Source organism: Pseudoalteromonas sp. 20-MNA-CIBAN-0454 (assembly GCF_040308685.1).
GTDB lineage: Bacteria > Pseudomonadota > Gammaproteobacteria > Enterobacterales > Alteromonadaceae > Pseudoalteromonas > Pseudoalteromonas nigrifaciens.
The window spans coordinates 54,270-79,212 of the sequence record NZ_JBEOOB010000006.1 but is presented as its reverse complement, the minus strand read 5'-3'; the positions used below and the strand labels follow the sequence as shown (position 1 = coordinate 79,212).

Sequence of the window (24,943 nt, the reverse complement as noted above, 5' to 3'; positions counted from 1 at the left end):
AAATTACATGTGTGGTATCGTTGGAATAGTCGGAACATCGCCAGTTAATCAGGCGATTTATGATGGCTTAACTGTTTTGCAGCATCGCGGCCAAGACGCCGCGGGTATTATTACCATTGACAACAATACGTTTAGCTTACGCAAAGCAAATGGTTTAGTGAGAGATGTATTTCACACTCGCCATATGAAACGATTGCAGGGAACAATTGGCATAGGCCATGTTCGTTACCCAACAGCAGGCTCGTCAAGCTCATCAGAAGCGCAGCCATTTTATGTAAACTCTCCTTTTGGTATTGCATTAGCACATAATGGCAACCTAACGAATGCAGAAGAGTTAAAAGAGCAATTGTTTTCAGAAGCACGACGCCATGTAAACACCACCTCTGACTCAGAAATATTGCTTAATATTCTTGCGCATGAGTTAAGTAAATCAAACAAGCTACAGCTTGGCGCAGAAGATATTTTTACCGCTATTACCGAAGTAAATAACAAAGTGAATGGCGGCTATGCTGCTATCGCGATGATTATTGGCCACGGTGTGGTGGCGTTTCGTGACCCTAATGGTATTCGTCCATTGGTATTTGGTAAACGCGAAAGCGCAAAAGGCACCGAATACATGTTTGCTTCAGAAAGTGTTGCACTAAAACAAGATGGTTTTGAATTTATTCGTGATGTAGCACCAGGTGAAGCTATTTATGTAACCGAAAACGGTGAATTTCACTCGTTAAGCTGTGCAGATAAAGTATCTTATTCACCATGTATTTTTGAGTTTGTTTATTTTGCTCGCCCCGATTCAACCATTGACCGTATGTCTGTTTATGCAGCACGGGTAAATATGGGAACTAAATTGGGTGAAAAAATAGCACGTGAGTGGGCTGATAAAGACATTGATGTGGTTATTCCTATTCCTGAAACATCGTGTGATATTGCGCTCGAAATAGCCCGTGTTCTTGATTTACCTTACCGCCAAGGTTTTGTTAAAAACCGTTACATTGGCCGCACATTTATTATGCCAGGCCAAGAGTTACGTAAAAAATCGGTGCGTCAAAAGTTAAATGCCATAGATCGTGAGTTTAAAGGTAAAAACGTATTACTGGTTGATGACTCAATTGTGCGTGGTACTACCTCAGCGCAAATCGTTGAAATGGCTAGAGAGTCGGGTGCTAAAAATGTTTATTTTGCATCAGCTGCTCCTGAAATACGTTTTCCTAATGTGTACGGTATTGATATGCCATCTGCAGCCGAGCTGATTGCTCATGGCCGTGAAGTGGAAGATATTAATGCAAGTATTGGTTCTGACGGTTTGATTTTTCAGTCATTAAAAGATTTGATTGCAGCGGTTGGCAAAGAAAACCCTGAAATCACTAAATTTGAAACATCAGTATTCGATGGCCAATATATAACTGGTGATATTGATCAAGACTACTTAAATCGTATTGATAAAATGCGTAATGACTCTGCAAAAAGTACTCGCGAAAATGCGATGTCTTCAGGGTTAGAAATTCATAATCAAGATGAAAACTAATCAGACTAATCGTTAAAAATATTTAAATAAAAAAGGAGCTAATTAGCTCCTTTTTTTTGTGCAAAAAAGCACAAATACTTTTACTCCAACGCGGTGTAATGCTTATGTAAACATGGGGCTCACTATTCCATTAGTCCATAGCATAGCGGTAACCGCTAAAATAATAACCAGTAAAATTAAGCCACAAGTTACTACAGAGCTTGCGTAAATAAAGCCTCGTTCTTCTGGTATATGCATTAATATTGGCACACCGGTATAAAGTAAGTACACCGAGTAAGCCAAAGCAACCATGCCTACGCACACCACAAACCATAAATGTGGTAAAAAAGCAGCTAGTGCCGACATAAACACCGGGGTTGCAGTATAAGCTGCTAGTTCGAGGGCTTGAGTGAAAGTGGGCTGAGCACCAAAGGTTACTCCCATCCAGTGGGCTAAATAAGCCAAAGCAAATATACCCGCAATTAGCGCCACATACATTGCAATTGCAATAAGTAGTGCACTGTCATGGGTTAAAAATACTGGGTTTCCTGTACCTATACTCCATCCTAAATATACCGATGAATAGTACCCCATAACCGAGGGAAACAGCGCTATCAACACAATATGCGAGAGGCTATAAGTTAGGCTTTCATGGCGATTATCAATTGTTTGCCATTCTTCAAGTGGGTGAGCGTAAAGCCCCCATAGGTGGTTTAGTATCATAGTGTTTACTCCATAAAAGTAACTTATTAGTTTTTTACTGTTTTATTTTTATACAGTCACTATACAGTTATGGTTCACTTGCAATACAAAGTCAAGGCAACATTGTATTAACATTTTGAAGTTGTAAATGATACCCATGTAAAAGTAGGCCGTGGTGATCTTTTAAAAAGGTTTCATGGTAAAATCGTTATTAAGTTTAAAGTTATACTGAGATATGCAAAAAGTGTCTACGCAACAATTATTAGCGCCAATTTTAAGTTTTTTAAAATGCGAAACCCCACAGCAGTGGGTTGATGAAGCGATAAAAAAAGAAAATTTATCGATTATATTAATCGACCATTTGATATGTGAATTAAAAGCAGCGCAATCAGCGATGTTTTTAATTCGTAAGTATGCGGTGGATAAAGAAAGTAGCGACGCTCTGCTTGAGTGGCTAAAACCGTTTGAAACATTAATTTATAAACGTGAAGGCAATTGGCGTGACTTAGTGGCTAAAAATAAGCTTACCAAGGCTATTATTCCTAAATCTAACTCGCCGTATGGGCAAGAGTTAATCGATAAAATGGTGATGCTAATAAAAGAAGAGTTGCATCATTTTTATCAAGTATTAGAAATTATGGACGAGTACGGTGTTGAATATAGAAGTATTACCCCATGTCGTTATGCTAAAGGTATGCTGCGTAATGTAAAAACCTTTGAGCCAGATGCTCTGGTCGATAAGCTTATAGTGGGTGCTTACATTGAGGCGCGATCGTGTGAGCGTTTTGCTAAGCTTGCTCCGCATGTAGATAAACGTTTAGGTGACTTTTATATATCGCTATTGCGCTCAGAAGCGCGACATTATCAAGATTATTTAACGCTGGCGCAAGAAATTGCCGACTTTGATATTACCGAGCGAGTGCAGTTTTTTGCAGAAAAAGAACGTGAGCTCATTGCAACGCCCGATACCGACTTTAAATTTCATAGCGGTATTCCTGCATTAAAAAACTAACCTTTTGTAGCACTCATTTTACGCCTTAAAAGGAGTGCTAATTAACTTTTGAGCCTGTGGTGTAACCACTAAATATGAGCCTTGGGTGTACCAGTCACCTAAAACCGTACGCGTTAAAGTTTCTTGGTTTACTGTGTAAGTATGCACATTAGGGCGATGAGTATGACCGTGGATCATATTAGTGACCTGGTGCTTAGCAAAAGTAGCGAGTACGGCGTCATCAATCACATCGAGTATTTCAAGGGGTTTATTGGCTTGGCTAAGTTTACTTTTTTCACGTGCATTACGGGCTATTTTTTTACGATACCATAGTGGCATAGCCAACATTAGTTTTGGCCACCACCATCCACGGCTTTTACGACGAAACTTTTGGTACTCTATATCTTGAGTACACATTTCATCGCCATGTAAAATAACCGTTGGTGTACCGTATAAATCTATTACGGTTTGCTCATCAAGTAAGGTCATGCCTGCCATTGCGGCATACTTGTCGCGCATAATAAAGTCGCGATTACCATGAATAAAATAAACCGGTGTACCGCCATCACTGACTGCTTTTAAATGCTTTGCTACATTAGCGCTCAGCGTTGTAATGTAATCGTCGCCAACCCATACTTCAAAAAAATCACCTAAAATGTACAGTGCATCTACATCTTGATTAAGTATGTGCGTATTTAAAAAGCTAAAAAATGCCGCGCTAATATCAGGGCGGTTTTCACTTAGGTGTAAGTCGGCAATAAAATAAGTTTTGCGAGTCATAGATGAGTCTTTTTAGATAAAATAAAAGCGGGCTTATATAAATTAAGTAAATATTTAAACTTAATTTATATTAATACCCGCTTATATACTCACATAATGTGAGTAAACGCTATTAGTTAACAGTAACGCTTTCGATAATTACATCTTCAAGTGGTACGTCTTGGTGAAAGCCGTTGCTACCAGTTGCTACGCCTTTAATTTTATTAACTATGTCCATGCCTTCAACAACTTCAGCAAATACACAGTAACCCCAGCCTTGCGACGTTTCGCTGCTGTGGTTTAAAAAATCGTTGTCGTTAACGTTAATGAAAAATTGCGCTGTAGCTGAGTGTGGATCAGGCGTACGTGCCATTGCTAAAGTACCTACTTTATTTGATAGGCCATTGTTAGCTTCATTTTTAATTGGATCATTTACTTCTTTTTGATCCATACCAGGGATAAAACCACCGCCTTGAACCATAAAACCATCGATTACACGATGAAAGATAGTGCCGTTGAAAAAGCCAGCATTTGCATACTCTAAAAAGTTTTTAACTGTGTTTGGAGCTTCTTGATCAAACATTTTAATGGTGATGTCACCAAAATTAGTGTGTAGAACAACCATGAGGTTTCCTGTATCTGGTTTAAATAGTCGCGCTATTTTATCTCAGTTAGCTAAGATTAACAAAGTAGATGTTTGCTTTGTTATAAAGCGCTAGAGCAGGGGCTTTTCAAGTGGTAACATAGCTGTTCAAGTTAATAGTCAAGGACTCAAAGTAAATGGTTAATATATACAACACACTAACGCGACAAAAAGAGCAATTTAAACCAATGGTCGAAGGCAAAATCGACATGTATGTGTGTGGTATCACCATTTATGATTACTGTCATATTGGGCATGCGCGTACCTTTGTTGGCTTCGATGTGATTGTTCGCTACCTTCGCCATATTGGTTACGATTTAAAATATGTGCGTAATATTACCGATGTTGATGACAAAATAATTAAACGCGCTAACGAAAATGGCGAGTCAATAAACGACTTAACTGTGCGCATGACGAAAGCCATGCATGAAGATTTTGATAGTTTAAACATGTTACGCCCCGATGTTGAACCAACAGTAACTGCGCACATGGATGAAATTATTGAAATGGTTGAGCGCTTAATTACCAAAGGCCATGCTTATGTTGCTGCCGATGGTGATGTATTGTTTGATGTTTCTACCTTTGAGCAGTACGGCGCATTATCGCAGCAAGATTTAACCATGCTGCAATCAGGATCGCGTGTTGAGGTTGCTCAAGATAAAGACGATCCGCTTGATTTTGTATTGTGGAAAAAAGCCAAAGCGGGTGAGCCATCATGGTCATCTCCATGGGGCGAAGGGCGTCCAGGTTGGCATATTGAATGTTCTGCTATGAGCTCAAAGCATTTGGGTGAGCATTTTGATATTCATGGTGGGGGTTCTGACTTACAGTTTCCGCATCACGAAAACGAAATTGCACAATCGTGCTGTGCAAATAATGGCAAGTATGTAAATACTTGGATCCACACGGGTATGGTGCAAGTAAATAAAGAAAAAATGTCTAAATCGTTAGATAACTTTTTTACCGTTCGTGAGGTATTAAAACAATACGACGCTGAGTCGGTTCGATACTTTTTAATATCAGGCCATTACCGCAGCCAGCTTAATTACTCGCAAGAAAACTTAGACCAAGCACGTTCATCACTTGAGCGTATTTACACGGCATTACGTGGTGTTGAGCCAGTTGAATGTGAGCTTGAGGGTAATGAGTATGTGGCTAAGTTTAGAAAAGCTATGAATGATGACTTTAATTCGCCAGAAGCATTACCGGTTGTATTTGAAGTTGCTAAAGAGCTAAACCGAGTAAAAGAAAGTGATAGCGAAAAAGCAGGACATTTAGCCTTCATTCTACGCAGGTTAGGTGAAATACTTGGTATTGCTCAACAAGCACCTGAGGCATTTTTACAAGGCGGTCAAAACGACGATGAAGTGGCTGAAATTGAGGCACTGATTGTAAAACGTAATGACGCACGTGCCAGTAAAAATTGGGCTGCAGCAGATGAAGCTCGCGATGCTTTAAATGCATTGGGTGTAATACTTGAAGATTCAGCGGGAAAAACAACGTGGCGTAAAGCATAGGGGTTATTAACCTTTGCGGATTTAGCCATAACGCGCGGATCACAAAAAAAGGGTTGCCATAGGGTAACCCTTTTTTGGTTATATCAATTGCAATAAATTGATTATGCTTTTAATAAAATTGATATTGTTGACCTCAATTATAGTTGAGGTTTTAAACTCACATTCATCAATTTAAAAATGGAAAATTAATGAATATTTTACTTGCCATGATCCCTGCTTTTTTATGGGGAACAACTTATGCGGTAACTAAATACGCAACCCCAGAGTGGCCGCCAATTTTATTAGGAGCCATACGTGCACTGCCTGCCGGTTTATTATTGTTGTTATTTAAACCTTCTTGGCCAACAGCAAAGCAATGGCCTGGTATCTTTTTAATCGGCACGATTAATATTGCGCTATTTTTTAGTTTTATTTTTGTAATGGCAATTAACCTACCTGCAGCTATTGCAGGCGTGGGTATGGTGTCAGTACCGGTAGTGGCATTATTGTATGCCTGGCTTGTTAAACGCCAACAGCCAGCGCTAGTACAAGGTTTTTGTGGCCTTGCTTTAGTGGTTTTAGCATGGTGCTTATTTGATCCACAGCATGTAGCACTTAATGTATTGGGAGTAGTGGCACTGATAGGGGCGCTATTAACTATTGTTATAGGCAGTACGCTGGTAAAAAAAGTAACCGCTAAAGTTCACTGGTGGACGGTACTTACCTGGCAGTTAATCATTGGCGGTAGCTTGTTAGCAATTGCCGCTATGGTTCAAGCTTTTTATTTTGCTCCACAGCAGTATCAATTTTTAACTGCATCAATAACTAGCACCCAATGGCTGGCGTTATTTTGGCTGGTGGTACCTAACACTGCTTTGGCTTACATCCTATATGTTTGGTTATTAGGACGAATGTCAGTAGTTGAATTTACATTTGGCACTATAGCCAACCCAATTGCCGGTATTTTATGTGCAGGAATATTAATTAACGAGCAGTATGCAAATTGGCAGTACGCGATTATGTTATTAATGATTGTGTTTTCGGTTTTGCCACAAGGCTTGGACTTAATAAAACGTAGAATGATGATACAAAAAGCCCGCAATTAAGCGGGCTCTTCATTGCTTTATTTTTGTTTATTAGCTGTGATATTTCTCACACGCTTCTAATGTATTTTCAATTAAGCTGGCAACTGTCATCGGGCCTACACCGCCTGGTACAGGAGTAATAAAGTCAGCTTTTTGTTCTGCAACGGCGTACTCAACGTCACCCACTAATTTACCGTTGTCCAAACGGTTAATACCTACATCAATAACAATCGCACCTTCTTTAACCCAGTCACCAGGAATAAATTCAGGTTTACCAACTGCAACCACTAATAAATCGGCCCGACGAACATGGGTTTCTAAGTCTTGTGTAAACTTATGACAAACAGTGGTAGTGCAACCAGCTAACAATAGCTCTAGTGCCATAGGACGCCCTACAATATTAGATGCACCTACAACCACAGCATGCAATCCTTTATAACGCACACCCGTTGAGTCAAGTAAGGTAATAATACCTTTTGGTGTACAAGGACGAAGGGCTGGCATACGTTGGGCTAGTCGGCCTATATTGTAAGGATGAAAACCATCTACATCTTTATGCGGAGTAATACGTTCAAGAATCTTTTCTACATCAAGACCTTCAGGTAAAGGGAGTTGTACTAAAATACCGTCAATTTCTTGATCGTTGTTTAATTCATCAATTAACTCTAATAGTGTTTGCTCAGTGGTATTTGCTGGTAAATCAAAGGATTTAGAGATAAAACCAACTTCTTCACAGGCTTTACGTTTTGAGCCAACATAAACCTGACTCGCAGGGTCGAGTCCTACAAGCACTACTGCAAGACCGGGCGCACGAAGGTTTTGTGCTACTCGCTCTGAAACGCGTTGTGCAACTGCGCTACGTACTTGTTTTGCTATTGCTTTACCATCAATGATGTTTGCCGTCATGGGTGACCTTTAATTAGGGTTAATTAACTTGATACAGATACTTAAAATGGATATACAAAAAATAGGGGTAATGTAATAAAGAAATACTTACTTTATTAAATCCATTTTTAATATGTTTACTATTTTCGCAGAAAAGCACTAAAGCGCCAAGTTGCTTTTAGCTAATAGCGTATTTGATTATACAAAATAGTCTAAATTTCAGCCGGCTATTAGGTTATTCTGGCTATTATGAACTAAAAGTGAGCAATTGAATTGTTTTCTTAAAAAAACGTTTGACCTAACCCAGCCAAATCACTATTATGCACCCCGTTGTCAACGAGGTCACTCGCTAACAATTATAAGCATCGGCGATTAGCGCAGTTTGGTAGCGCACTTGGTTTGGGTCCAAGGGGTCGCAGGTTCAAATCCTGCATCGCCGACCACTTTCTTAAGTAATTAAGCTAAGTGGATATTATTTGGGTATTAATGCAATAGTACATTTTCACAAAGCCATTGTACTTACGTAATTAGCTTATTGGTAAACTATGAAGTTTTCGATGCGCCCATAGCTCAGCTGGATAGAGCAACGCCCTTCTAAGGCGTGGGTCGAAGGTTCGAATCCTTCTGGGTGCACCATTTGAAAACAAGTAAATACCGTGGTGATTGTAGCTCAGTTGGTAGAGCCCCGGATTGTGATTCCGGTTGTCGTGGGTTCGAGCCCCATCAGTCACCCCAATTTACAAAGAGTATCGGCGATTAGCGCAGTTTGGTAGCGCACTTGGTTTGGGTCCAAGGGGTCGCAGGTTCAAATCCTGCATCGCCGACCATTTTCTTATAAATGGTCTTAAATACAAAGTTTAAGTATTCAAAAGTTAAGTATAAAAAATATATCGGCGATTAGCGCAGTTTGGTAGCGCACTTGGTTTGGGTCCAAGGGGTCGCAGGTTCAAATCCTGCATCGCCGACCATTTTCTTTATTAACAATAATAAATGAAAATGGTTTTGATATTACACGCACTACTCACTTCAAAATCAGTATTATCGAGCACTTTGTTAAAGCAGAGATTGTTAATATTCGAAAATAAATAATAAAAACTCACTAATAAACTATTTTAGAACTTATAAACTATAATTTTATACTTTTGATTAGCTGCTAAATTAGCCTGTTTTTTATTCGCTTGATTACTAATAACACAATTGTGCTTCAAAAAATTGTTTCCTACACTCGACTATCATCAATATTACGTTATAATGCCGCGTCTATTATTTTAATATAGTGCCCGCAGGGCAGAGCAGCAATGGTATCTGGTGGTAGCGACGAATGTTTTTAAGCCACAAAGGTTTAAATTTTATCAAGACTCCTAAAGATGACTTTGTGTGTAAAGAAGGCGAACAGTCGCCAAAATTGAAGATTGAGGTAAATCATGCAAGTTTCTGTTGAGACGACCCAAGGCCTTGAGCGCCGTCTGACCATCACCGTTCCTGCAGAGAACGTTGAGAATGAAGTAAAAAAACGCTTACAACAACTGTCAAAAACGCAGCGTATTGATGGCTTCCGTGCTGGTAAAGTTCCAGCATCAGTAATTAACAAGCGTTTTGGACCAGCAGTTCGTCAAGAAGTTGCTGGCGAAGTAATGCAACGTAATTTCTATGAAGCAATTGTTTCAGAAAAAATTAACCCAGCTGGCGCACCAACATTTGCTCCAAAAGCACTTGAAGCTGGTAAAGATTTAGAGTTTTCGGCTACGTTTGAAGTTTACCCTGAAGTTGAAGTTCAAGGTTTAGACAAAATTACAGTTGAAAAACCAGCCGTAACAGTAACTGACGAAGATTTAGCTAACATGCTAGAAACACTTCGTAAGCAACACGCAGATTGGGCTGAAGTTGATACAGCTGCTGGCGAAAACGACCGTGTAACGGTTGATTTTGTAGGTACTATCGACGGTGAAGTATTTGAAGGCGGCAAAGCTGAAGACTTCCCATTAGAACTTGGCCAAGGTCGTATGATCCCAGGTTTTGAAGATAATATCGTAGGTAAAAAAGCAGGCGAAGAAGCAATTGCTGACGTAACTTTCCCTGATGATTACCATGCTGAAAACTTAAAAGGTAAAGCGGCTCAATTCACTATCACAGTGAAAAAAGTTGAAGCGCAAGAGTTACCTGAATTAAGCGAAGAATTTGCAACTAAATTCGGTGTTACCGAAGGTGGTGTTGACGCGCTTAAAGTTGAAGTTAAAAAGAACATGACACGTGAGCTAGACCAAGCGGTTAAAGCTAACGTTAAAGATCAAGCTATTAAAGGTCTTTTAGCGAACAACGAAATTGAAGTGCCTAAAGCACTAGTTGATCAAGAAGTTGACGCATTACGTCAGCAAGCTGCTCAACGTTTTGGTGGCGATGCGCAAAACATGCCTGAGCTTCCTGCTGAATTGTTCCATGAGCAAGCAGTAACACGTGTTAAAACTGGCCTTTTATTAGGTGAAGTGATTAAAGCTAACGAGATTAAAGTTGACGACGCTAAAGTTGAAGCATTAATCGCAACGGTAGCTTCTGCATACGAAGATCCAACTGAAGTAGTAGAATACTACAAAGCGAATGATCAACTTATGCAGCAAATGCGTAATGTAGCAATGGAAGAGCAAGCTGTTGAGGCTATCTTAGCTAAAGCAACTGTGACTGACGTTGAAACAGCATTTGACGACATCATGAATCCACAGCAAGGTGCTTAATAAGTCATTGACTTAAGTGCTCGCTAACGATTAAATGGCTCGTGTTACTCTGTTTATGCAGTGTGCTCGGGCCATTTTAGTTTGTGGTTCTTAATTTGCGAAAAATGATAACTATGCTTTTCTTTAATAAGGACAAGTATAAGCGCATAAGGAATTAAATAAGTATGAATATTGGTATTACAGATCCCCTAAACGCATTGGTCCCTATGGTTGTTGAACAAACACCTAAAGGCGAGCGCTCGTATGACATTTATTCGAGATTATTAAAAGAGCGTATTATCTTTTTAACGGGTCCTGTTGAAGACAACATGGCAAACCTGATTTTAGCGCAAATGTTGTTCTTAGAATCAGAAAACCCAGATAAAGATATCTTTTTATATATAAACTCACCAGGTGGTTCGGTTACTGCGGGTATGGCAATTTACGACACAATGAACTTCATTAAACCAGATGTAAGTACAATTTGTGTAGGTCAAGCTGCTAGCATGGGTGCTTTTTTACTTACCGCTGGGGCAAAGGGCAAACGTTTTTGCCTACCGAACTCGCGCGTAATGATCCACCAACCATTAGGTGGTTTCCAAGGTCAAGCATCTGACTTTGAAATACATGCCAAAGAAATCCTGTCTATTAAAGACAAGCTAAACCGCTTAATGGCTGAGCATACAGGCCAACCATTAGACGTGATTTCTAAAGACACTGATCGTGATAACTTTATGAGTGCTGATCAAGCTGTAGATTACGGTATTGTAGACTCAGTATTTAAAAATCGCGCTAGCAAGTAAGCGTTTGGCAAACAGCTAGGCTGTTTGCCACTTTGAGTTACTATGCGAAAAAATTAAATTTTGGTATAGTTAAAACGTATTGAAATAGCCATCGACCAATTTGGTGGCCAACGTATAAAATGAGGTAGCTGAATGTCTGACACTCCTACAGACGGCGACAAAAGTAGTAAATTGTTATACTGTTCTTTTTGCGGCAAAAGCCAACATGAAGTACGCAAATTAATTGCAGGCCCTTCAGTATATGTTTGTGATGAATGTGTAGAGTTGTGTAACGATATTATCAGAGAAGAAATAAAAGACATTGCGCCTAAGCACGATGCCTCTGACAAACTACCTGTACCAAAAGAAATTCGTAAACACTTAGACGACTATGTTATTGGCCAAGACCATGCTAAAAAAGTATTGTCTGTAGCGGTATACAACCATTACAAACGCCTACGTAATCAGTCGACTAAGCAAGATATTGAACTAAGTAAAAGTAATATCTTATTAATTGGTCCTACAGGTAGTGGTAAAACATTACTAGCAGAAACGTTAGCACGCTTATTAGATGTGCCGTTTACTATGGCCGATGCAACCACATTAACCGAAGCGGGTTATGTGGGTGAAGATGTTGAAAACATCATTCAAAAGCTGTTACAAAAATGCGATTACGATGTAGAAAAAGCACAACGTGGTATTGTTTACATAGATGAAATTGATAAAATTTCTCGTAAATCAGACAACCCGTCAATTACGCGTGATGTATCAGGCGAAGGCGTGCAACAAGCACTACTTAAACTGATAGAAGGCACCATAGCTTCGGTTCCACCACAAGGTGGCCGTAAGCACCCACAGCAAGAGTTTTTACAAGTAGATACGTCTAAAATCTTGTTTATTTGTGGTGGCGCATTCTCAGGTCTTGATAAAGTGATTGAGCAACGTAGCCATAAAAATACCGGTATTGGTTTTGGTGTTGATGTTAAAGAGTCTGCAGCGAGCCGCTCTTTAAGTGATACATTTAAAGACGTAGAGCCAGAGGATTTAGTTAAGTACGGCTTGATCCCTGAGTTTATCGGCCGTTTACCGGTAGTTGCTACATTAACTGAACTTGATGAAGCTGCACTAATACAAATTTTAAGTGAGCCTAAAAACGCCATTACTAAACAGTTTTCAGTATTGTTTGGTATGGAAGATGTTGAGCTTGAGTTTCGCGATGATGCCTTAGCTGCAATTGCCCACAAAGCAATGGAGCGTAAAACAGGTGCTCGTGGTTTGCGTTCAATCGTTGAAGGTGTATTACTTGATACTATGTATGAGCTACCTTCTATGGATAATGTAAGCAAAGTGGTTATAGATGAAACCGTAATTAAAGGTGAATCAGACCCAATTTTGATTTATGAAAATAATAATCAAGATAAAGCAGCATCTGAGTAGTTTTTAAGCTATTTGATTTAAAAAGGAGCCTAAGGCTCCTTTTTTTATAATTAATTTAATTGAGTACGGGAAAATCGTTGAACTTTAATTAGGTTATCCCCATATACTTGAGTAATCTTTAAAATAAATGAAGTGCAAAGAGAAATATAATGACGCTTGAGAGAACCGATCGAGTCGAAATCCCAGTATTAGCACTGCGCGATGTAGTGGTATACCCGCACATGGTGATCCCGCTTTTTGTAGGCCGTGAAAAATCAATAAAATGCCTTGAAGCGGCAATGGATAAAGACAAACAAATTTTCTTGGTTGCCCAAAAAGATGCAACTGTAGATGAGCCTGAGCAAGATGATATTTATCGTGTTGGTACTATTGCCACTGTACTTCAGTTATTAAAGTTACCAGACGGTACAGTAAAAGTTTTAGTAGAAGGTACGCAGCGCGCAAAAATTGAAGAATTTATTGATAGCGAAGAATTTTTTGTAGCTAATGCGCAGTTTATTGAATCAGAATCAATAGATGAGCATGAGCAAGATGTGTTTATTCGCAGCGCAATTAGCCAATTTGAAGGCTATGTAAAACTCAATAAAAAAATCCCACCAGAAGTACTTACTTCGGTTTCGGGGATTGACGATCCGGCGCGCCTTGCCGATACCATGGCAGCTCATATGCCATTAAAAGTGCCTGAAAAACAAAAAGTATTAGAAACCTCAAGTGTTACCGAACGCTTAGAATACTTAATGGCGCTAATGGAAGGCGAAATAGATTTACTGCAAGTTGAGAAAAAAATACGTAGCCGCGTTAAAAAGCAGATGGAAAAATCACAGCGCGAGTATTACCTCAATGAGCAAATGAAAGCTATTCAAAAAGAGCTCGGTGAACTTGATGATGTGCCAGACGAGTTTGAAGCGCTGAAAAAGCGTATTGAAGAGTCGGGCATGCCAACCGAAGCAAAAGAAAAAGCGACGGCTGAGTTAAGTAAGCTAAAAATGATGTCGCCAATGTCGGCAGAAGCCAGTGTAGTGCGCTCATACATAGATACACTAATTAGTGTACCGTGGAAAAAACGCTCAAAAGTTAAAAAAGATTTAGCTGGCGCGCAAAAAATACTTGATAGCGACCATTACGGCTTAGAAAAAGTTAAAGAACGTATTTTAGAGTACCTAGCGGTGCAACAACGTACTAACAAGCTTAAAGGGCCTATTTTGTGTCTAGTAGGGCCGCCTGGTGTGGGTAAAACCTCTTTAGGTCAATCTATTGCACGCTCTACCGGCCGTAAGTATATTCGTATGGCGCTTGGCGGTGTACGTGATGAAGCTGAAATTCGTGGCCATCGTCGTACTTACATTGGCTCAATGCCAGGTAAAATGATTCAAAATATGACAAAAGTGGGCGTTAAAAACCCATTGTTTTTACTTGATGAAATCGACAAAATGTCATCAGACATGCGTGGTGATCCCGCATCTGCATTACTTGAGGTGTTAGATCCTGAGCAAAATAGTCATTTTGCCGATCACTACCTAGAAGTTGACTACGATTTGTCGGATGTGATGTTTGTTGCTACATCAAACAGCTTTAACATTCCAGGGCCGTTACTAGATCGAATGGAAGTTATTCGTTTGTCGGGTTACACCGAAGATGAAAAACTAAATATTGCTAAACAGCACTTAATTACCAAGCAAGTTAAGCGTAATGGCTTAAAAGAGCATGAAATTGAGATAGCCGATAGTGCCATTACCGGTATTATTCGTTATTACACGCGTGAAGCGGGTGTACGTAATTTAGAGCGCGAAATATCTAAACTATGTCGTAAAGCGGTTAAAAATATTTTAATCGAAAAAGACACCACAACAGTCACTATCGATGAGCACAACCTAGAGGACTTTTTAGGGGTGCAGCGCTTTGATTACGGTAAAGCAGAAGACGGCGACCGTATTGGCCAAGTTACAGGCCTTGCATGGACTGAAGTGGGCGGCGACTTGCTAACTATTGAATGCGCCGCAGTACCAGGTAAAGGTAAGCTTAGCTATACCGGCTCATTAGGTGATGTAATGCAAGAGTCGATACAAGCAGCCATGACAGTAGTACGAAACCGAGCGGAAGAGTTTCGTATTAACAGTGATTTTTATGAAAAGCGCGATATTCATGTACACGTACCTGAAGGCGCAACGCCTAAAGATGGTCCAAGTGCAGGTGCTGCTATGGTAACTGGTTTAGTGTCGAGCTTAACGGGTAATCCGGTACGTGCCGATGTTGCCATGACAGGCGAAATTACATTGCGTGGTGAAGTACTACCAATTGGTGGCTTAAAAGAGAAATTATTAGCAGCGCATCGCGGCGGTATTAAAACGGTTATTATTCCAAAAATTAACGAACGTGACCTAAAAGAGATCCCAGACAACGTATTGGCTGGCCTCGATATTCACCCAGTTACATGGATTGATGAAGTATTAAAACTTGCTTTAGTGCACCCAGTTGATAGTTTTTCAGTCGAAACGCCGAAAAACCGATAAAAAACGCTAAAAAAGTGCTTTTAGGGGCTTTTCAAATCTAAACGGTATGATAAGTTAAGCACTGGTTTTCAAGCCTAGCCCTTATGGTTACTAGGCTTAAGAAAAATATAATCGTATGAGCATAATAGTTTGCTCTAAATTTTCAAAACAGTGATGTTAGTAAAAAACAATCGCTCTTGATAACAACAATTAAAGAGGATGATATTGTGAATAAATCTCAATTAATCGATCAAATCGCAGCTGATGCTGACATTTCTAAAGCGGCTGCAGGTCGTGCACTAGATTCATTTATCGAATCAGTTACTGGCGCACTTAAAGAAGGCGACTCAGTTGCACTTGTTGGTTTTGGTACTTTTTCAGTTCGTGACCGTGCTGCACGTTCAGGCCGTAATCCACAAACTGGCGAAACAATTCAAATTGCTGCTGCAACTATCCCTGCATTTAAAGCAGGTAAAGCACTAAAAGACGCAGTAAACTAATCACTGTTTTAAACACATTAGTTGTGGCGAGTGTAAAAATACTTAATGACCACAGAAGATGAATTAAGTAACTTTACCGCCAGTTACTTCAAGTGAAAAAGCGTATCTGGTAAGATACGCTTTTTTTACATATGACAAGGTAAAAACCTTGCTCAGAAAAGAGATAAACAAATGCTTGAGAAAATCAGAGAAGGTTCGCAAGGACCTATAGCCAAAGTAATTTTAGGCGCCGTGATTTTATCTTTTGCTTTAGCAGGAATTGGTAGTTACCTAGGTCAAACCACAGAACAACCTGTTGCTGAAGTAAATGGTATTAAAATTAGTCAAACCGAATTTAATCGTGCGTTTCAAAATGAACGAGGCCGATTAGAGCAACAGTTTGGTGAATACTTTACCCAAATTGCAGCCGATCCAAATTACATGGCGCAAATACGCCAAGGTGTAATTGACCGTTTAGTACAACAAGAACTGCAAACTCAACTAGCGGCAGAGTTAGGCCTTCGTGTAAGCGATGAAAGTGTAAGACAAACCATTTTAGAATTACCTTATTTTAAAATTGGTGAAAGCTTTAACAACGACCGTTACTTGCAAGTTATTCGTCAAATGAACTTTCAACCAGATTCATTTCGCGAGTATTTACGTAAAGACATGACACGCAGCCAGCTTGTATCTGCTGTTGCGGGAAGTGATTTTGCGCTAAAAAATGAACTTGAGAGTGCCATTGCTCTACAACAACAAACGCGCAGCATTGACTACCTAGTAGTTAATAAAGAAGCAATGCAAGACAGTGTTGTAGTGAGTGAGCAAGAAATAGCAGATTACTATGAATTAAATAGCGGCCAGTTTTTATCTCCAGAGCGTTTATCGGTTAATTACATAGAGCTAAAAGCGCAAGACATTACAGTTGCTTCAGTAACTGAAGATGACGTAAAAGCCTATTACGAACAAAGTAAAGCGCAATACGTTGAGCCTGAAAAGCGTCGTGTTTCGCATATTTTAATTGATAACAGTGAAGACGATGATGCAGCTAAAGCAAAAGCAGAGTCTTTATTAGCGCAATTAAATCAAGGTGCTGATTTTGCCGAGCTAGCAGAATCATCGTCTGATGATATTGTAAGTGGCGAAATGGGTGGCGATTTAGAGTGGATAGAACGTGATGTAATGGATCCTGTTTTTGAAGACGCAGCATTTGCGCTCGAAAATAAAGGTGACTACTCAGACGTTATAGCATCAGAATTTGGTTACCACATTATTAAACTAACCGACCTACAGGCGCAGCAAGTAAAAGCCTACGATGATGTAAAAGCAGATTTACGTGCAGAACTAGAAAAAGCTGAAAAAGTAGATGCATTTTACGAAAAGCAAACAGAAATGGCCGCGCTTGCGTTTGAAATTTCAGACCGCTTAGTTGATGCAGCAGAAGCCGCGGGTGTAGAGATTAAGTCTACTCCACTTGTAGCGCTAAATGAGCTACCAGAGCCGTTAAACAGCCCTGCAGTTATTACAGCATTAACATCAGTTGATTTACTTGAAGATAAAGTAAACTCAGAGCTGATTGAGTTAGGTAATGAGCATGTTATTGTGGTGCGTGTTAATGAACATGAGCCAGCTGCCACTAAAGCACTAAGCGATGTAAGCGAGCAAATTAAAGCCAGCTTAGTTAACGAGAAAACATCAGCGCTTGCTAAAGAAAAAGCCCGTACACTCTTTGCAGAAGTACAAGCAGGCAAGAGCTTAAATGACGTTGCCGCTGAGCAAAACCTAACAGTTCGCCAAGAAGCGCAGTTAACGCGTCAGAGCTATACTGTTTCGCCAGCTATTGTGACGCAAACATTTAAAATGGCTCACCCAACTGATTCAGCAATCGTTGAGCTAGTTAATTTAAATAATGGTGATGCTGCGATTGTTGCGCTTAAATCGGTAACGAACGCTGAAGTTGCAGATAATATTGACCCACAAATTCAGCAAAACATTACCATGGCACAAGCAAACAAAAACTACATGGTGTTTATTGAGTCATTAAAAGCTCAAGCGAAAATTAACTTACCAAATGTAGCGCAAGCCGCAGAGTAAAATTCGTAATTAAATAATTAAAAGGCGCTTTTTTAAAGCGCCTTTTTTATTTGTAAAAAGCAGCTATTAGGAAAAGTAGTTATGAGTAAGAGCAGTTATTACTAAAAGAAGGTGCCAGATATCAGTAAGTGATTAACCAAACTTGGTATTTAGGTTTACAGTTGAAATATTTTTAATGCAGACACCCACCCTAATATTTGTAATATCAGTGTAATTAACTATGCTCTGATTAGTTCAATAATCAAGCAGGGTGCAACATGCCTATCGCAAGAAAGCGTCAGGTTAGTTTGGTCGATACAAAATACTACCACTGTATTTCGCGCTGTGTACGCCGTGCATTTTTATGCGGCGTAGACAACTTTACTAATCAATCGTATGAACATCGCAGAGGGTGGGTTGAAAGCAAATTACTTGCCCTCGCTAACGTATTTTGTATCGATGTGTGCGCGTATGCAGTAATGAGTAATCACACCCACTTAGTACTCTATGTTGATGATAAAAAAGCCAAGCGACTAACCGATAAAGCCATTATTCAGCGGTGGCACAGGCTTTGTAAAGGCACTGTTCTCACTAACAAATACCTGCAAGGTGAAGAGCTAAGTAAAATTGAATGGCTCTTTCTAAATGAAACAATCATTGAGTACCGAGAACGCTTAGCTAATATCAGTTGGTTTATGCGCTTATTAAATGAAGACATTGCGCGCAGAGCTAATAAAGAAGATAACTGTACCGGACGGTTTTGGGAGGGACGTTTTAAATCACAAGCCCTCTTAGATGAAGCCGCATTAATCGCCTGTATGGCATATGTTGACTTAAACCCAATAAGAGCAAAGGCAGCAACAACACCTGAAACATCAGACCATACCAGTGTAAAAATACGCATTGAAAGTGCCACTGCGGGTAAGCAACCGAAGCAACTCCTACGCTTTTCAGGTAAACCAAAAAAGCAAATGGCAAAAGGATTACCATTTGAGCTTAAATCTTACCTTGAACTAGTAGAATTAACCGGGCGTTGTATACGCGAAGGCAAGAAAGGCTATATCGAAAGCAGCACTTTACCCCTGTTACAAAGAGTAAACATTACCCCCGAAAACTGGCTAAAACTCACCACACAATTTAGTCGCGTATTTCATGGTGCAGTAGGTCGCCCAGCGTCGCACGAAGGATACTGCGAACACCTAAACAGAAAGCGGCGCGCCAACGTTAGTAATTGCGAAAAGCTACTGGCTTAAAGCGTTACTTCAAAAACTCTCCGTAATTCCATCTCACTGTGAAAGCACAGTATTTCGCATGCCTAAAAATGAATAAAAAGCAATTAAATACAACGTTATTTGAATAAGCAGAGGTGTTTTAAAAATTAAGGATGCTTTTAAGCCTAGCAATGTTTGTTTAGATAAACACCAAAGGGATTAATTATTAGAGTGGGTGTCATTTTAATTTATTTTAATTTTTTTTAATTTTTTAACATTTTAGTTTTTCAGACGTTCAGGTTTAATTATGTTCTAAATCAAACCTAAACGCGTACACTTTTACGTATTGAAGTTAGTTTTTCTTGGATTTTCTCATCAACAACTCAATAATTTTTGCGTTATTTTCGATTGGGGATTTTGGAATATTGCTTCGGTGGGGCCGTATTCAACAATTTCGCCTCGTTCTAGTACTACCAGTTGGTCGCTAATATGGCGGACTAAACTAAGGTGATGGGTTATTAATATATAGGTTAATCCGGTTTCTAGTTGTAGCTTTAGTAATAAATTAACTATTTGTGCGCGTACAGAGGGGTCTAGAGATGAAAGTGCTTCATCAAGTACAACAACCTTAGGATCTAATATAAGTGCGCGAGCAAGCGCTACACGCTGTAATTGCCCTATGCTGAACATGTGCGGATAATATTGTTGATGATCTACTAATAACCCCACTTTTAACATAGTGCTGTCTATTTTTTCGGCGCGTTGTTGTTTGTCAAAATCGGTATTAAATTGCAGGCAATCATCGAGCATGTCGGCAATAGTCAGTGCCGGGTTTAGCGAGGTTGCTGAGTCTTGAAAAATCATTCTGATATGGCGACATTGTGGATCGCGAATGCCGTTATTTTCGATTATGTTGTTTTCGAGTAAAATTTGCCCGCTATCAGCGCTATCGGCTCCGGCAAGTAATTTTGCTAGGGTACTTTTTCCGGCACCCGTTTCACCAATTATGGCTATGGTTTCGCCTTTGCCAACACTAAACGAAATATTTTTAAGTACTGCAAATTTTTTACGGCTAAATAATCCAGCCCGTAAATTAAAGCTTTTTGATAATGCTTGTACTTTTAGTAAGGGTTGCACTATTTCATCTCCTTGATCAGCGGAAAATGACACGCATAACTATGCCCTTGGTGTTTAGTTAGCTTTGGCGCAATAACACATTCTCTTTGTGCTTGCGGGCAACGCGGCCCTAACCGACAACCAATTGGTAAATGTTGCAGCGTAGGAATGGTGCCTTTAAGCGCGTAAAAAGGCTCTTTATGCGCCAAACCATGTTCGTAATCGGGTAGGCTTTTTAGTAGTGCTTGCGTATAAGGGTGGCGTGGTTGGCTAAAAATACGATGCGTTGGGCCTGCTTCAACCATTTGTCCACAATATAAAACATGAATAGTATGCGACCAGTTAACAATTTCTTCTAGCTCATGAGAAATCATTAAAATAGACATGTTTTTTAACTGATTTAAGCTTTTTAACAATCTAAATACTTGTGCACGGGTGGTGCTTTCAAGTGCGGTGGTGGGCTCATCTGCAATTAATAATTTTGGCGTACGCGCAATTGCCATAGCAATCATCACTTTTTGGCACACCCCTTCTGAAAGCTCGTGGGGGTAGCTGCTAAGTATTTCTTCGTGGTTTTTAATACCGACTTTATGAATAAGTGCTTTTACTCTGTCTTTGCGCTCGCGATTACGCTTTAAGAAAAACCCTTTACTTGCTACCTCAGGTAAGGTTTCGGCTATTTGATCAAATATTTTAGCGGTAGGGTCAAGGCAGCGACTCGGATCTTGATAAATCATGGCTATGTCTTGGCTCACTACTTTACGGCGTTGTTCTGGGGTTAAACGCATTAAGTCTACCCCGCGCCAATGCACTCTATCAGCTGTTATTACCCAGCGTTCATTAAGCACTCCTACAATTGCTTTGGCGATTAAGCTCTTCCCAGAACCAGATTCACCCACTAAAGCATGTACTTCGCCTTCTTTTAAGCTAAAGCTCACTCTGTCTACGGCTCTAATAACGGTTTCAGAGGTGTGTAATTCAATGGTTAAGTTTCGAACATCAAGTAATTGCATTTAATCAGCCTTACGCGCTTGTAAAACTTGGCGAAGTCCATCGCCTACTAAGTTTGTTGACAGTACCGCTAAAAACAACAGTACGCCTGGTAGGGCTACAGTCCAGGGAGCTAAATATATAAGCCCTAGGTTTTCGGCTAAAATTGCACCCCATTCGGTTGTAGGTGGTTGCGCGCCTAATTTTAAAAAACCTAAAGCGGCTATATCTAAAATAGCAGTAGAGAGCGCCATGGTAAAAATAACCACTATATATTCATATATATTAGGGTAAATCCCTCGCGACAATATATGCCAATTAGAGGCGCCATCGAGCCGATAAGCGGTGATGTAATCTTTACTCAGCTCATCTACAATTAAGTTGCGAATAGAGTGAATAAATTGCGGCAGCAGTGCCAAAATAATTGCCCATACGGTATTCATTAAACCTGGGCCTAATATCGCTATAATAATAATTGCCAGCAACAACGACGGAATAGAAAGCGTTATATCCAGTAAGTGATTTAAAAAACTGGAGCGAAGCCCGCGACTAATACCAGCAAAAGTGCCTACGAGTAAGCCAATGACAGTGGTTAAAAACGCTGCAATAATTGATAAGCCAAATGTATACGTTGCGCCGTTCATTAATCTAGAGAGCACATCGCGGCCTAAATCGTCGGTGCCTAAAAGAAAACGTACGTCACCCATTTCGCGCCACGAGGGCGGAATAAGTAAGGCATCACTATGTTGCTGATTAACCCCATAAGGGGCTAAAAAAGGTGCACTGGCGGCCAGTAAAGCAAAAGCAATAAACACCCATAAACCAACGAGTGCAGGGTGGTTGGTTTTAAATTTTCGCCATAGCCGTGCTAGGGGCGATTTATTCGACTCTTCAGAAAATAAGTTAAACTTTGCCATGAGCTTGGTTCCGTGAGAGTGGGTCGAATAGAGTATAAATTAGCTCTGCGATTATGGTGGCAAAAATAATAAATAAAGAAACCGCCATTAAGCCACCTTGTATAGCGGGGTAATCACGCTGATAAATACTATCAATTAACCAGCGGCCAATCCCAGGCCACGAAAAAATAATTTCAGTGATCATTGCCAGCGTAATAAGCGTGCTAAATTGTAAACCAATTTGCTTAATTACCGGTAACAATGCATTACGCAGCGCATGGTGCATTATAAGTTGCCTGCGATTAAGGCCTTTTGCGCGCGCTGTTTTAATAAAGTTTTGATCCATTACTTTAAGCATAGATTCGCGAGTAAAGCGTATTAATACCGTAGTGGGGTACATAGCCAGTACTATGGTAGGCAAGGTAAGGTGGTGTAAGGCGTCAATAAAAGCCATGCCCTGGTACGGAAAGCTTGCCAAGCTAATATCAATTAAAATAAAGCCAGTAGTGGGTGGTATTTCATAGAGTAAACTCATTCTTCCTGACATTGGAAACCAACCCAGTTGCAATGAAAATAGCATAATGAGTAATAATGCTAACCAAAAAATAGGCATGGAATAACCTATCATAGTGGTAGAGGAAATAAGCTTATCGGGCCATTGTTTATAATAAGCAGAGGCTAATATGCCTGTAGGAACACCAATAACAACCGAAACAAACAGCGCGTATATACTAAGCTCGAGTGTGGCAGGAATTAAGTCGAGTATTTGCGAAAACACGCTATCTCCAGAGGCAAACGACAGTCCCCAATCACCTTGCAATATGCGCCCTAAAAAAGCGATATATTGCATAAAATAATTACTATTATATAAATACTTATCTTCTAACTGGGTGTGTTGCGCAAAGTTATTACTGGGAATACCGCTTAAATTACTTAATGCATCGCCAGGAAATAAAAAGCTCAGTAAAAAAGTAAAAACGCTAAGCATTAATACCATAAAAACAAATAAACCAATGCGGCGTAAAATATAATCTAAGCGCATTATTTTTTCCTCGCATTAGCAAGCGAAATAGCACCAAATGGGCCGAGCGTTATGCCCTCTACATCAGCACTGCTTGCCTGAAAACGCATGCCGTGGGCTATTGGTATTAAAGGTAGCTCATTAATAATCATGCTTTGTGCAGCGTCATAATATTGTTTACGCAGTGCTATATCGGTTGTACTAAGCGCTTGGTTAAGTAAAGAGTCAAATTGTGGGTTACACCAATTTGCGGCATTTTTACCACTAAAGGTGGCCGTGCAACTTAGCAAAGGGCTAAAAAAGTTATCAGGGTCGGGCGTATCGGCAGCCCAGCCAAGCAGTACGCTGTCGTGTCGGTGCTCGCCAACACGCTGAATAAAGGTATTCCATTCGTATTCTATAATACTCACTTTAACCCCTATTTTACGTAAATCACTTTGCATTAGCTCGGCCATTTTACGGGCATTAGGATTATAAATACGACTGACTGGCATGGCCCAAATGTTCATGTTAAAGCCATTAGGTAAGCCAGCTTCAATAAGTAATTTTTTGGCTAAAGCAGGGTCAAAATTTGGAATGTTAGCTTGTGGTTCAAACGCCCACGAGGTGGGTGGTAAAATTGATTGAGCGCGAATACCATTGCCGTAATACACAGCCTGCATTATTTTATCTACGTCAATTGCATGAGCGAGTGCTTGTCGTACTCGTATATCGTCAAAAGGGGGGCGCTCAGTATTAAATGCCCAGTAGCCAATATTTAAGTTAGTTTCTTTTTCTACATTAATGTCGTCGCGCTGGGCTAAAATACTCAATTGCGCGCTACTTGGATGAGCAGTGACATCACATTCTTTGGTGAGCATTTTAGCTATACGCGTGGTGCCGTTAGGGGTAATGTCGTAAACCAATTGATCCAGTACCACGTCGTGTTTCCAATAAACTGGGTTTTTATAAAAGCGCACTAAATGGTCGCGCCTATACTCTTTATAAATATACGGGCCTGTGCCTACTGGGTAGTGATCAAACAAATTGGTTTGTTCGCTGGCTTTTAGTTGCATGGCATATTCTTGTGATAATACAACCGCAAAATCGGTGGCCATATTGGCTAAAAAGCTACTTTCGGCATTAAACAATTCAAACCGCACTTGATAGTCAGACACACGTACAATTTTACGAATAAGCTGATCAATTCCTACACTCTGAAAGTAAGGATAATTAGCATCGCCAACAAAGTGATACGGATTATAAACATCAAATAAGCGGCTAAAAGTAAAAATAACATCGTCAGCGTTAAAGTCACGGCTAGGCGTAAAATAAGCTGTGGTATGAAATTTTACGTCTTTACGTAAGGTAAAAGTAATCGATTTACCGTCTTTACTCGTTTTCCAATCGGTGGCTAATTCACTTTGAAATTCAGCAGTAACAGGGTCAATGCTAATTAGGCGGTCGTATAATTGATTGGCAATAATATCTATAGTTGAGCCTGTCGTTGTTACCTGCGGATTAAACGACACAGGGTTTGCTTCAGCGCAATAAACTAAGCCTTGGTTTTTTTCTTTTAAGATTTCTTCTTTACTATCTATACACCCTATAAGGCTGGTTGATAGCAAAGCAAGTAATAATTTATGCACCTGCGTAACCTCTAACTATTATTGAACTATAACTAAGTAAACTGAAAT

Annotated in this window: 19 protein-coding genes, 5 tRNA genes and 1 pseudogene; 16 read left to right on the top strand and 9 right to left on the bottom strand. The window is 39.9% G+C overall.

The annotated features are described in order from the left end of the window. Nucleotides 1-7: 7 nt before the first annotated feature. Nucleotides 8-1,525, top strand: a complete 1,518-nt coding sequence (gene purF / locus AAEZ22_RS04540; RefSeq protein ID WP_192532709.1) for an amidophosphoribosyltransferase — start codon at nucleotides 8-10, stop codon at nucleotides 1,523-1,525. Nucleotides 1,526-1,627: 102 nt separating this feature from the next. On the opposite strand, the gene AAEZ22_RS04535 is transcribed toward purF, so the two are convergent. Beyond that, nucleotides 1,628-2,227 carry a Yip1 family protein gene (locus AAEZ22_RS04535; protein ID WP_011328727.1) on the bottom strand — a complete coding sequence of 200 codons (600 nt, stop codon included), beginning with the start codon at nucleotides 2,225-2,227 and terminating at the stop codon, nucleotides 1,628-1,630. 223 nt (nucleotides 2,228-2,450) lie between these two features. Between AAEZ22_RS04535 and miaE the strand changes: the two genes are divergently transcribed. Beyond that, nucleotides 2,451-3,218, top strand: a complete 768-nt coding sequence (gene miaE, locus AAEZ22_RS04530; RefSeq protein ID WP_352296364.1) for a tRNA isopentenyl-2-thiomethyl-A-37 hydroxylase MiaE — start codon at nucleotides 2,451-2,453, stop codon at nucleotides 3,216-3,218. An 18-nt stretch (nucleotides 3,219-3,236) separates the two neighbouring features. On the opposite strand, the gene AAEZ22_RS04525 is transcribed toward miaE, so the two are convergent. Continuing rightward, a complete protein-coding gene (locus AAEZ22_RS04525) occupies nucleotides 3,237-3,977 on the bottom strand; it encodes a UDP-2,3-diacylglucosamine diphosphatase (protein WP_011328725.1) in 741 nt (246 codons plus the stop codon). A 112-nt stretch (nucleotides 3,978-4,089) separates the two neighbouring features. Beyond that, nucleotides 4,090-4,581: a peptidylprolyl isomerase gene (locus AAEZ22_RS04520; RefSeq protein ID WP_011328724.1), complete on the bottom strand. Its 492-nt coding sequence runs from the start codon at nucleotides 4,579-4,581 to the stop codon at nucleotides 4,090-4,092. Nucleotides 4,582-4,736: 155 nt separating this feature from the next. Here AAEZ22_RS04520 and cysS point away from each other — a divergent pair, with 155 nt between their 5' ends. Both cysS and AAEZ22_RS04510 read left to right on the top strand, forming a co-directional pair. Further along, the gene (gene cysS, locus AAEZ22_RS04515) at nucleotides 4,737-6,116 is read left to right on the top strand and encodes a cysteine--tRNA ligase (protein ID WP_352296288.1); all 1,380 of its coding nucleotides are present in this window, start codon (nucleotides 4,737-4,739) and stop codon (nucleotides 6,114-6,116) included. Between the two features lie 188 nt (nucleotides 6,117-6,304). After that, entirely contained in the window at nucleotides 6,305-7,201 is an 897-nt protein-coding gene (locus AAEZ22_RS04510) for a DMT family transporter (RefSeq protein WP_179808013.1), read from the top strand. A 30-nt stretch (nucleotides 7,202-7,231) separates the two neighbouring features. On the opposite strand, the gene folD is transcribed toward AAEZ22_RS04510, so the two are convergent. After that, complete coding sequence (folD, locus tag AAEZ22_RS04505) at nucleotides 7,232-8,086, bottom strand: bifunctional methylenetetrahydrofolate dehydrogenase/methenyltetrahydrofolate cyclohydrolase FolD (protein ID WP_193039040.1); 855 nt, start codon at nucleotides 8,084-8,086, stop codon at nucleotides 7,232-7,234. Between the two features lie 345 nt (nucleotides 8,087-8,431). On the opposite strand from folD, the gene AAEZ22_RS04500 reads away from it, so the two are divergent. The 12 genes and pseudogenes from AAEZ22_RS04500 to AAEZ22_RS04445 all read left to right on the top strand — a co-directional run bounded on the left by AAEZ22_RS04500 (nucleotide 8,432) and on the right by AAEZ22_RS04445 (nucleotide 19,286). Then, nucleotides 8,432-8,508, top strand: a tRNA-Pro gene (locus tag AAEZ22_RS04500). A 116-nt stretch (nucleotides 8,509-8,624) separates the two neighbouring features. Continuing rightward, nucleotides 8,625-8,701 (top strand) — tRNA-Arg (locus AAEZ22_RS04495). A gap of 23 nt (nucleotides 8,702-8,724) precedes the next feature. Beyond that, a tRNA-His gene (locus AAEZ22_RS04490) sits at nucleotides 8,725-8,800 on the top strand. Between the two features lie 15 nt (nucleotides 8,801-8,815). Further along, nucleotides 8,816-8,892: transfer RNA gene (locus tag AAEZ22_RS04485), tRNA-Pro, on the top strand. 64 nt (nucleotides 8,893-8,956) lie between these two features. Continuing rightward, nucleotides 8,957-9,033 (top strand) — tRNA-Pro (locus AAEZ22_RS04480). A 456-nt stretch (nucleotides 9,034-9,489) separates the two neighbouring features. Next, entirely contained in the window at nucleotides 9,490-10,794 is a 1,305-nt protein-coding gene (gene tig, locus AAEZ22_RS04475; RefSeq protein WP_011328721.1) for a trigger factor, read from the top strand. Between the two features lie 164 nt (nucleotides 10,795-10,958). After that, a complete protein-coding gene (gene clpP / locus AAEZ22_RS04470; RefSeq protein WP_011328720.1) occupies nucleotides 10,959-11,576 on the top strand; it encodes an ATP-dependent Clp endopeptidase proteolytic subunit ClpP in 618 nt (205 codons plus the stop codon). A gap of 132 nt (nucleotides 11,577-11,708) precedes the next feature. After that, the gene (gene clpX / locus AAEZ22_RS04465; RefSeq protein ID WP_011328719.1) at nucleotides 11,709-12,992 is read left to right on the top strand and encodes an ATP-dependent protease ATP-binding subunit ClpX; all 1,284 of its coding nucleotides are present in this window, start codon (nucleotides 11,709-11,711) and stop codon (nucleotides 12,990-12,992) included. A gap of 149 nt (nucleotides 12,993-13,141) precedes the next feature. Continuing rightward, on the top strand, nucleotides 13,142-15,502 hold the full coding sequence (gene lon, locus AAEZ22_RS04460; RefSeq protein WP_011328718.1) for an endopeptidase La: 2,361 nt from the start codon (nucleotides 13,142-13,144) through the stop codon (nucleotides 15,500-15,502). Nucleotides 15,503-15,672: 170 nt separating this feature from the next. After that, nucleotides 15,673-15,981: pseudogene (locus AAEZ22_RS04455) on the top strand (HU family DNA-binding protein); the annotation flags it as partial. A gap of 171 nt (nucleotides 15,982-16,152) precedes the next feature. Then, nucleotides 16,153-18,054, top strand: a complete 1,902-nt coding sequence (locus AAEZ22_RS04450) for a SurA N-terminal domain-containing protein (protein ID WP_089368565.1) — start codon at nucleotides 16,153-16,155, stop codon at nucleotides 18,052-18,054. Nucleotides 18,055-18,311: 257 nt separating this feature from the next. Next, complete coding sequence (locus AAEZ22_RS04445; protein WP_352296285.1) at nucleotides 18,312-19,286, top strand: transposase; 975 nt, start codon at nucleotides 18,312-18,314, stop codon at nucleotides 19,284-19,286. A 333-nt stretch (nucleotides 19,287-19,619) separates the two neighbouring features. Here the strand turns inward: AAEZ22_RS04445 and AAEZ22_RS04440 are convergent, their stop codons facing one another. Genes AAEZ22_RS04440 through AAEZ22_RS04420 form a run of 5 tightly spaced genes read right to left on the bottom strand, consistent with a single transcriptional unit; the run spans nucleotide 19,620 to nucleotide 24,895 of the window. Next, on the bottom strand, nucleotides 19,620-20,381 hold the full coding sequence (locus AAEZ22_RS04440) for an ATP-binding cassette domain-containing protein (RefSeq protein ID WP_011328713.1): 762 nt from the start codon (nucleotides 20,379-20,381) through the stop codon (nucleotides 19,620-19,622). Continuing rightward, nucleotides 20,381-21,373, bottom strand: a complete 993-nt coding sequence (locus AAEZ22_RS04435; RefSeq protein WP_011328712.1) for a peptide ABC transporter ATP-binding protein — start codon at nucleotides 21,371-21,373, stop codon at nucleotides 20,381-20,383. Before AAEZ22_RS04435 ends, AAEZ22_RS04440 begins: the two co-directional genes overlap by 1 nt. Beyond that, nucleotides 21,374-22,267 (bottom strand): ABC transporter permease subunit, encoded by an 894-nt coding sequence (locus tag AAEZ22_RS04430; protein WP_011328711.1) that lies wholly within the window; start codon nucleotides 22,265-22,267, stop codon nucleotides 21,374-21,376. Beyond that, the gene (locus AAEZ22_RS04425) at nucleotides 22,254-23,288 is read right to left on the bottom strand and encodes an ABC transporter permease (protein ID WP_089368562.1); all 1,035 of its coding nucleotides are present in this window, start codon (nucleotides 23,286-23,288) and stop codon (nucleotides 22,254-22,256) included. Before AAEZ22_RS04425 ends, AAEZ22_RS04430 begins: the two co-directional genes overlap by 14 nt. Beyond that, on the bottom strand, nucleotides 23,288-24,895 hold the full coding sequence (locus AAEZ22_RS04420; RefSeq protein WP_011328709.1) for an ABC transporter substrate-binding protein: 1,608 nt from the start codon (nucleotides 24,893-24,895) through the stop codon (nucleotides 23,288-23,290). The genes AAEZ22_RS04425 and AAEZ22_RS04420 overlap by 1 nt, the downstream gene beginning before the upstream one ends. Nucleotides 24,896-24,943: the final 48 nt, after the last annotated feature.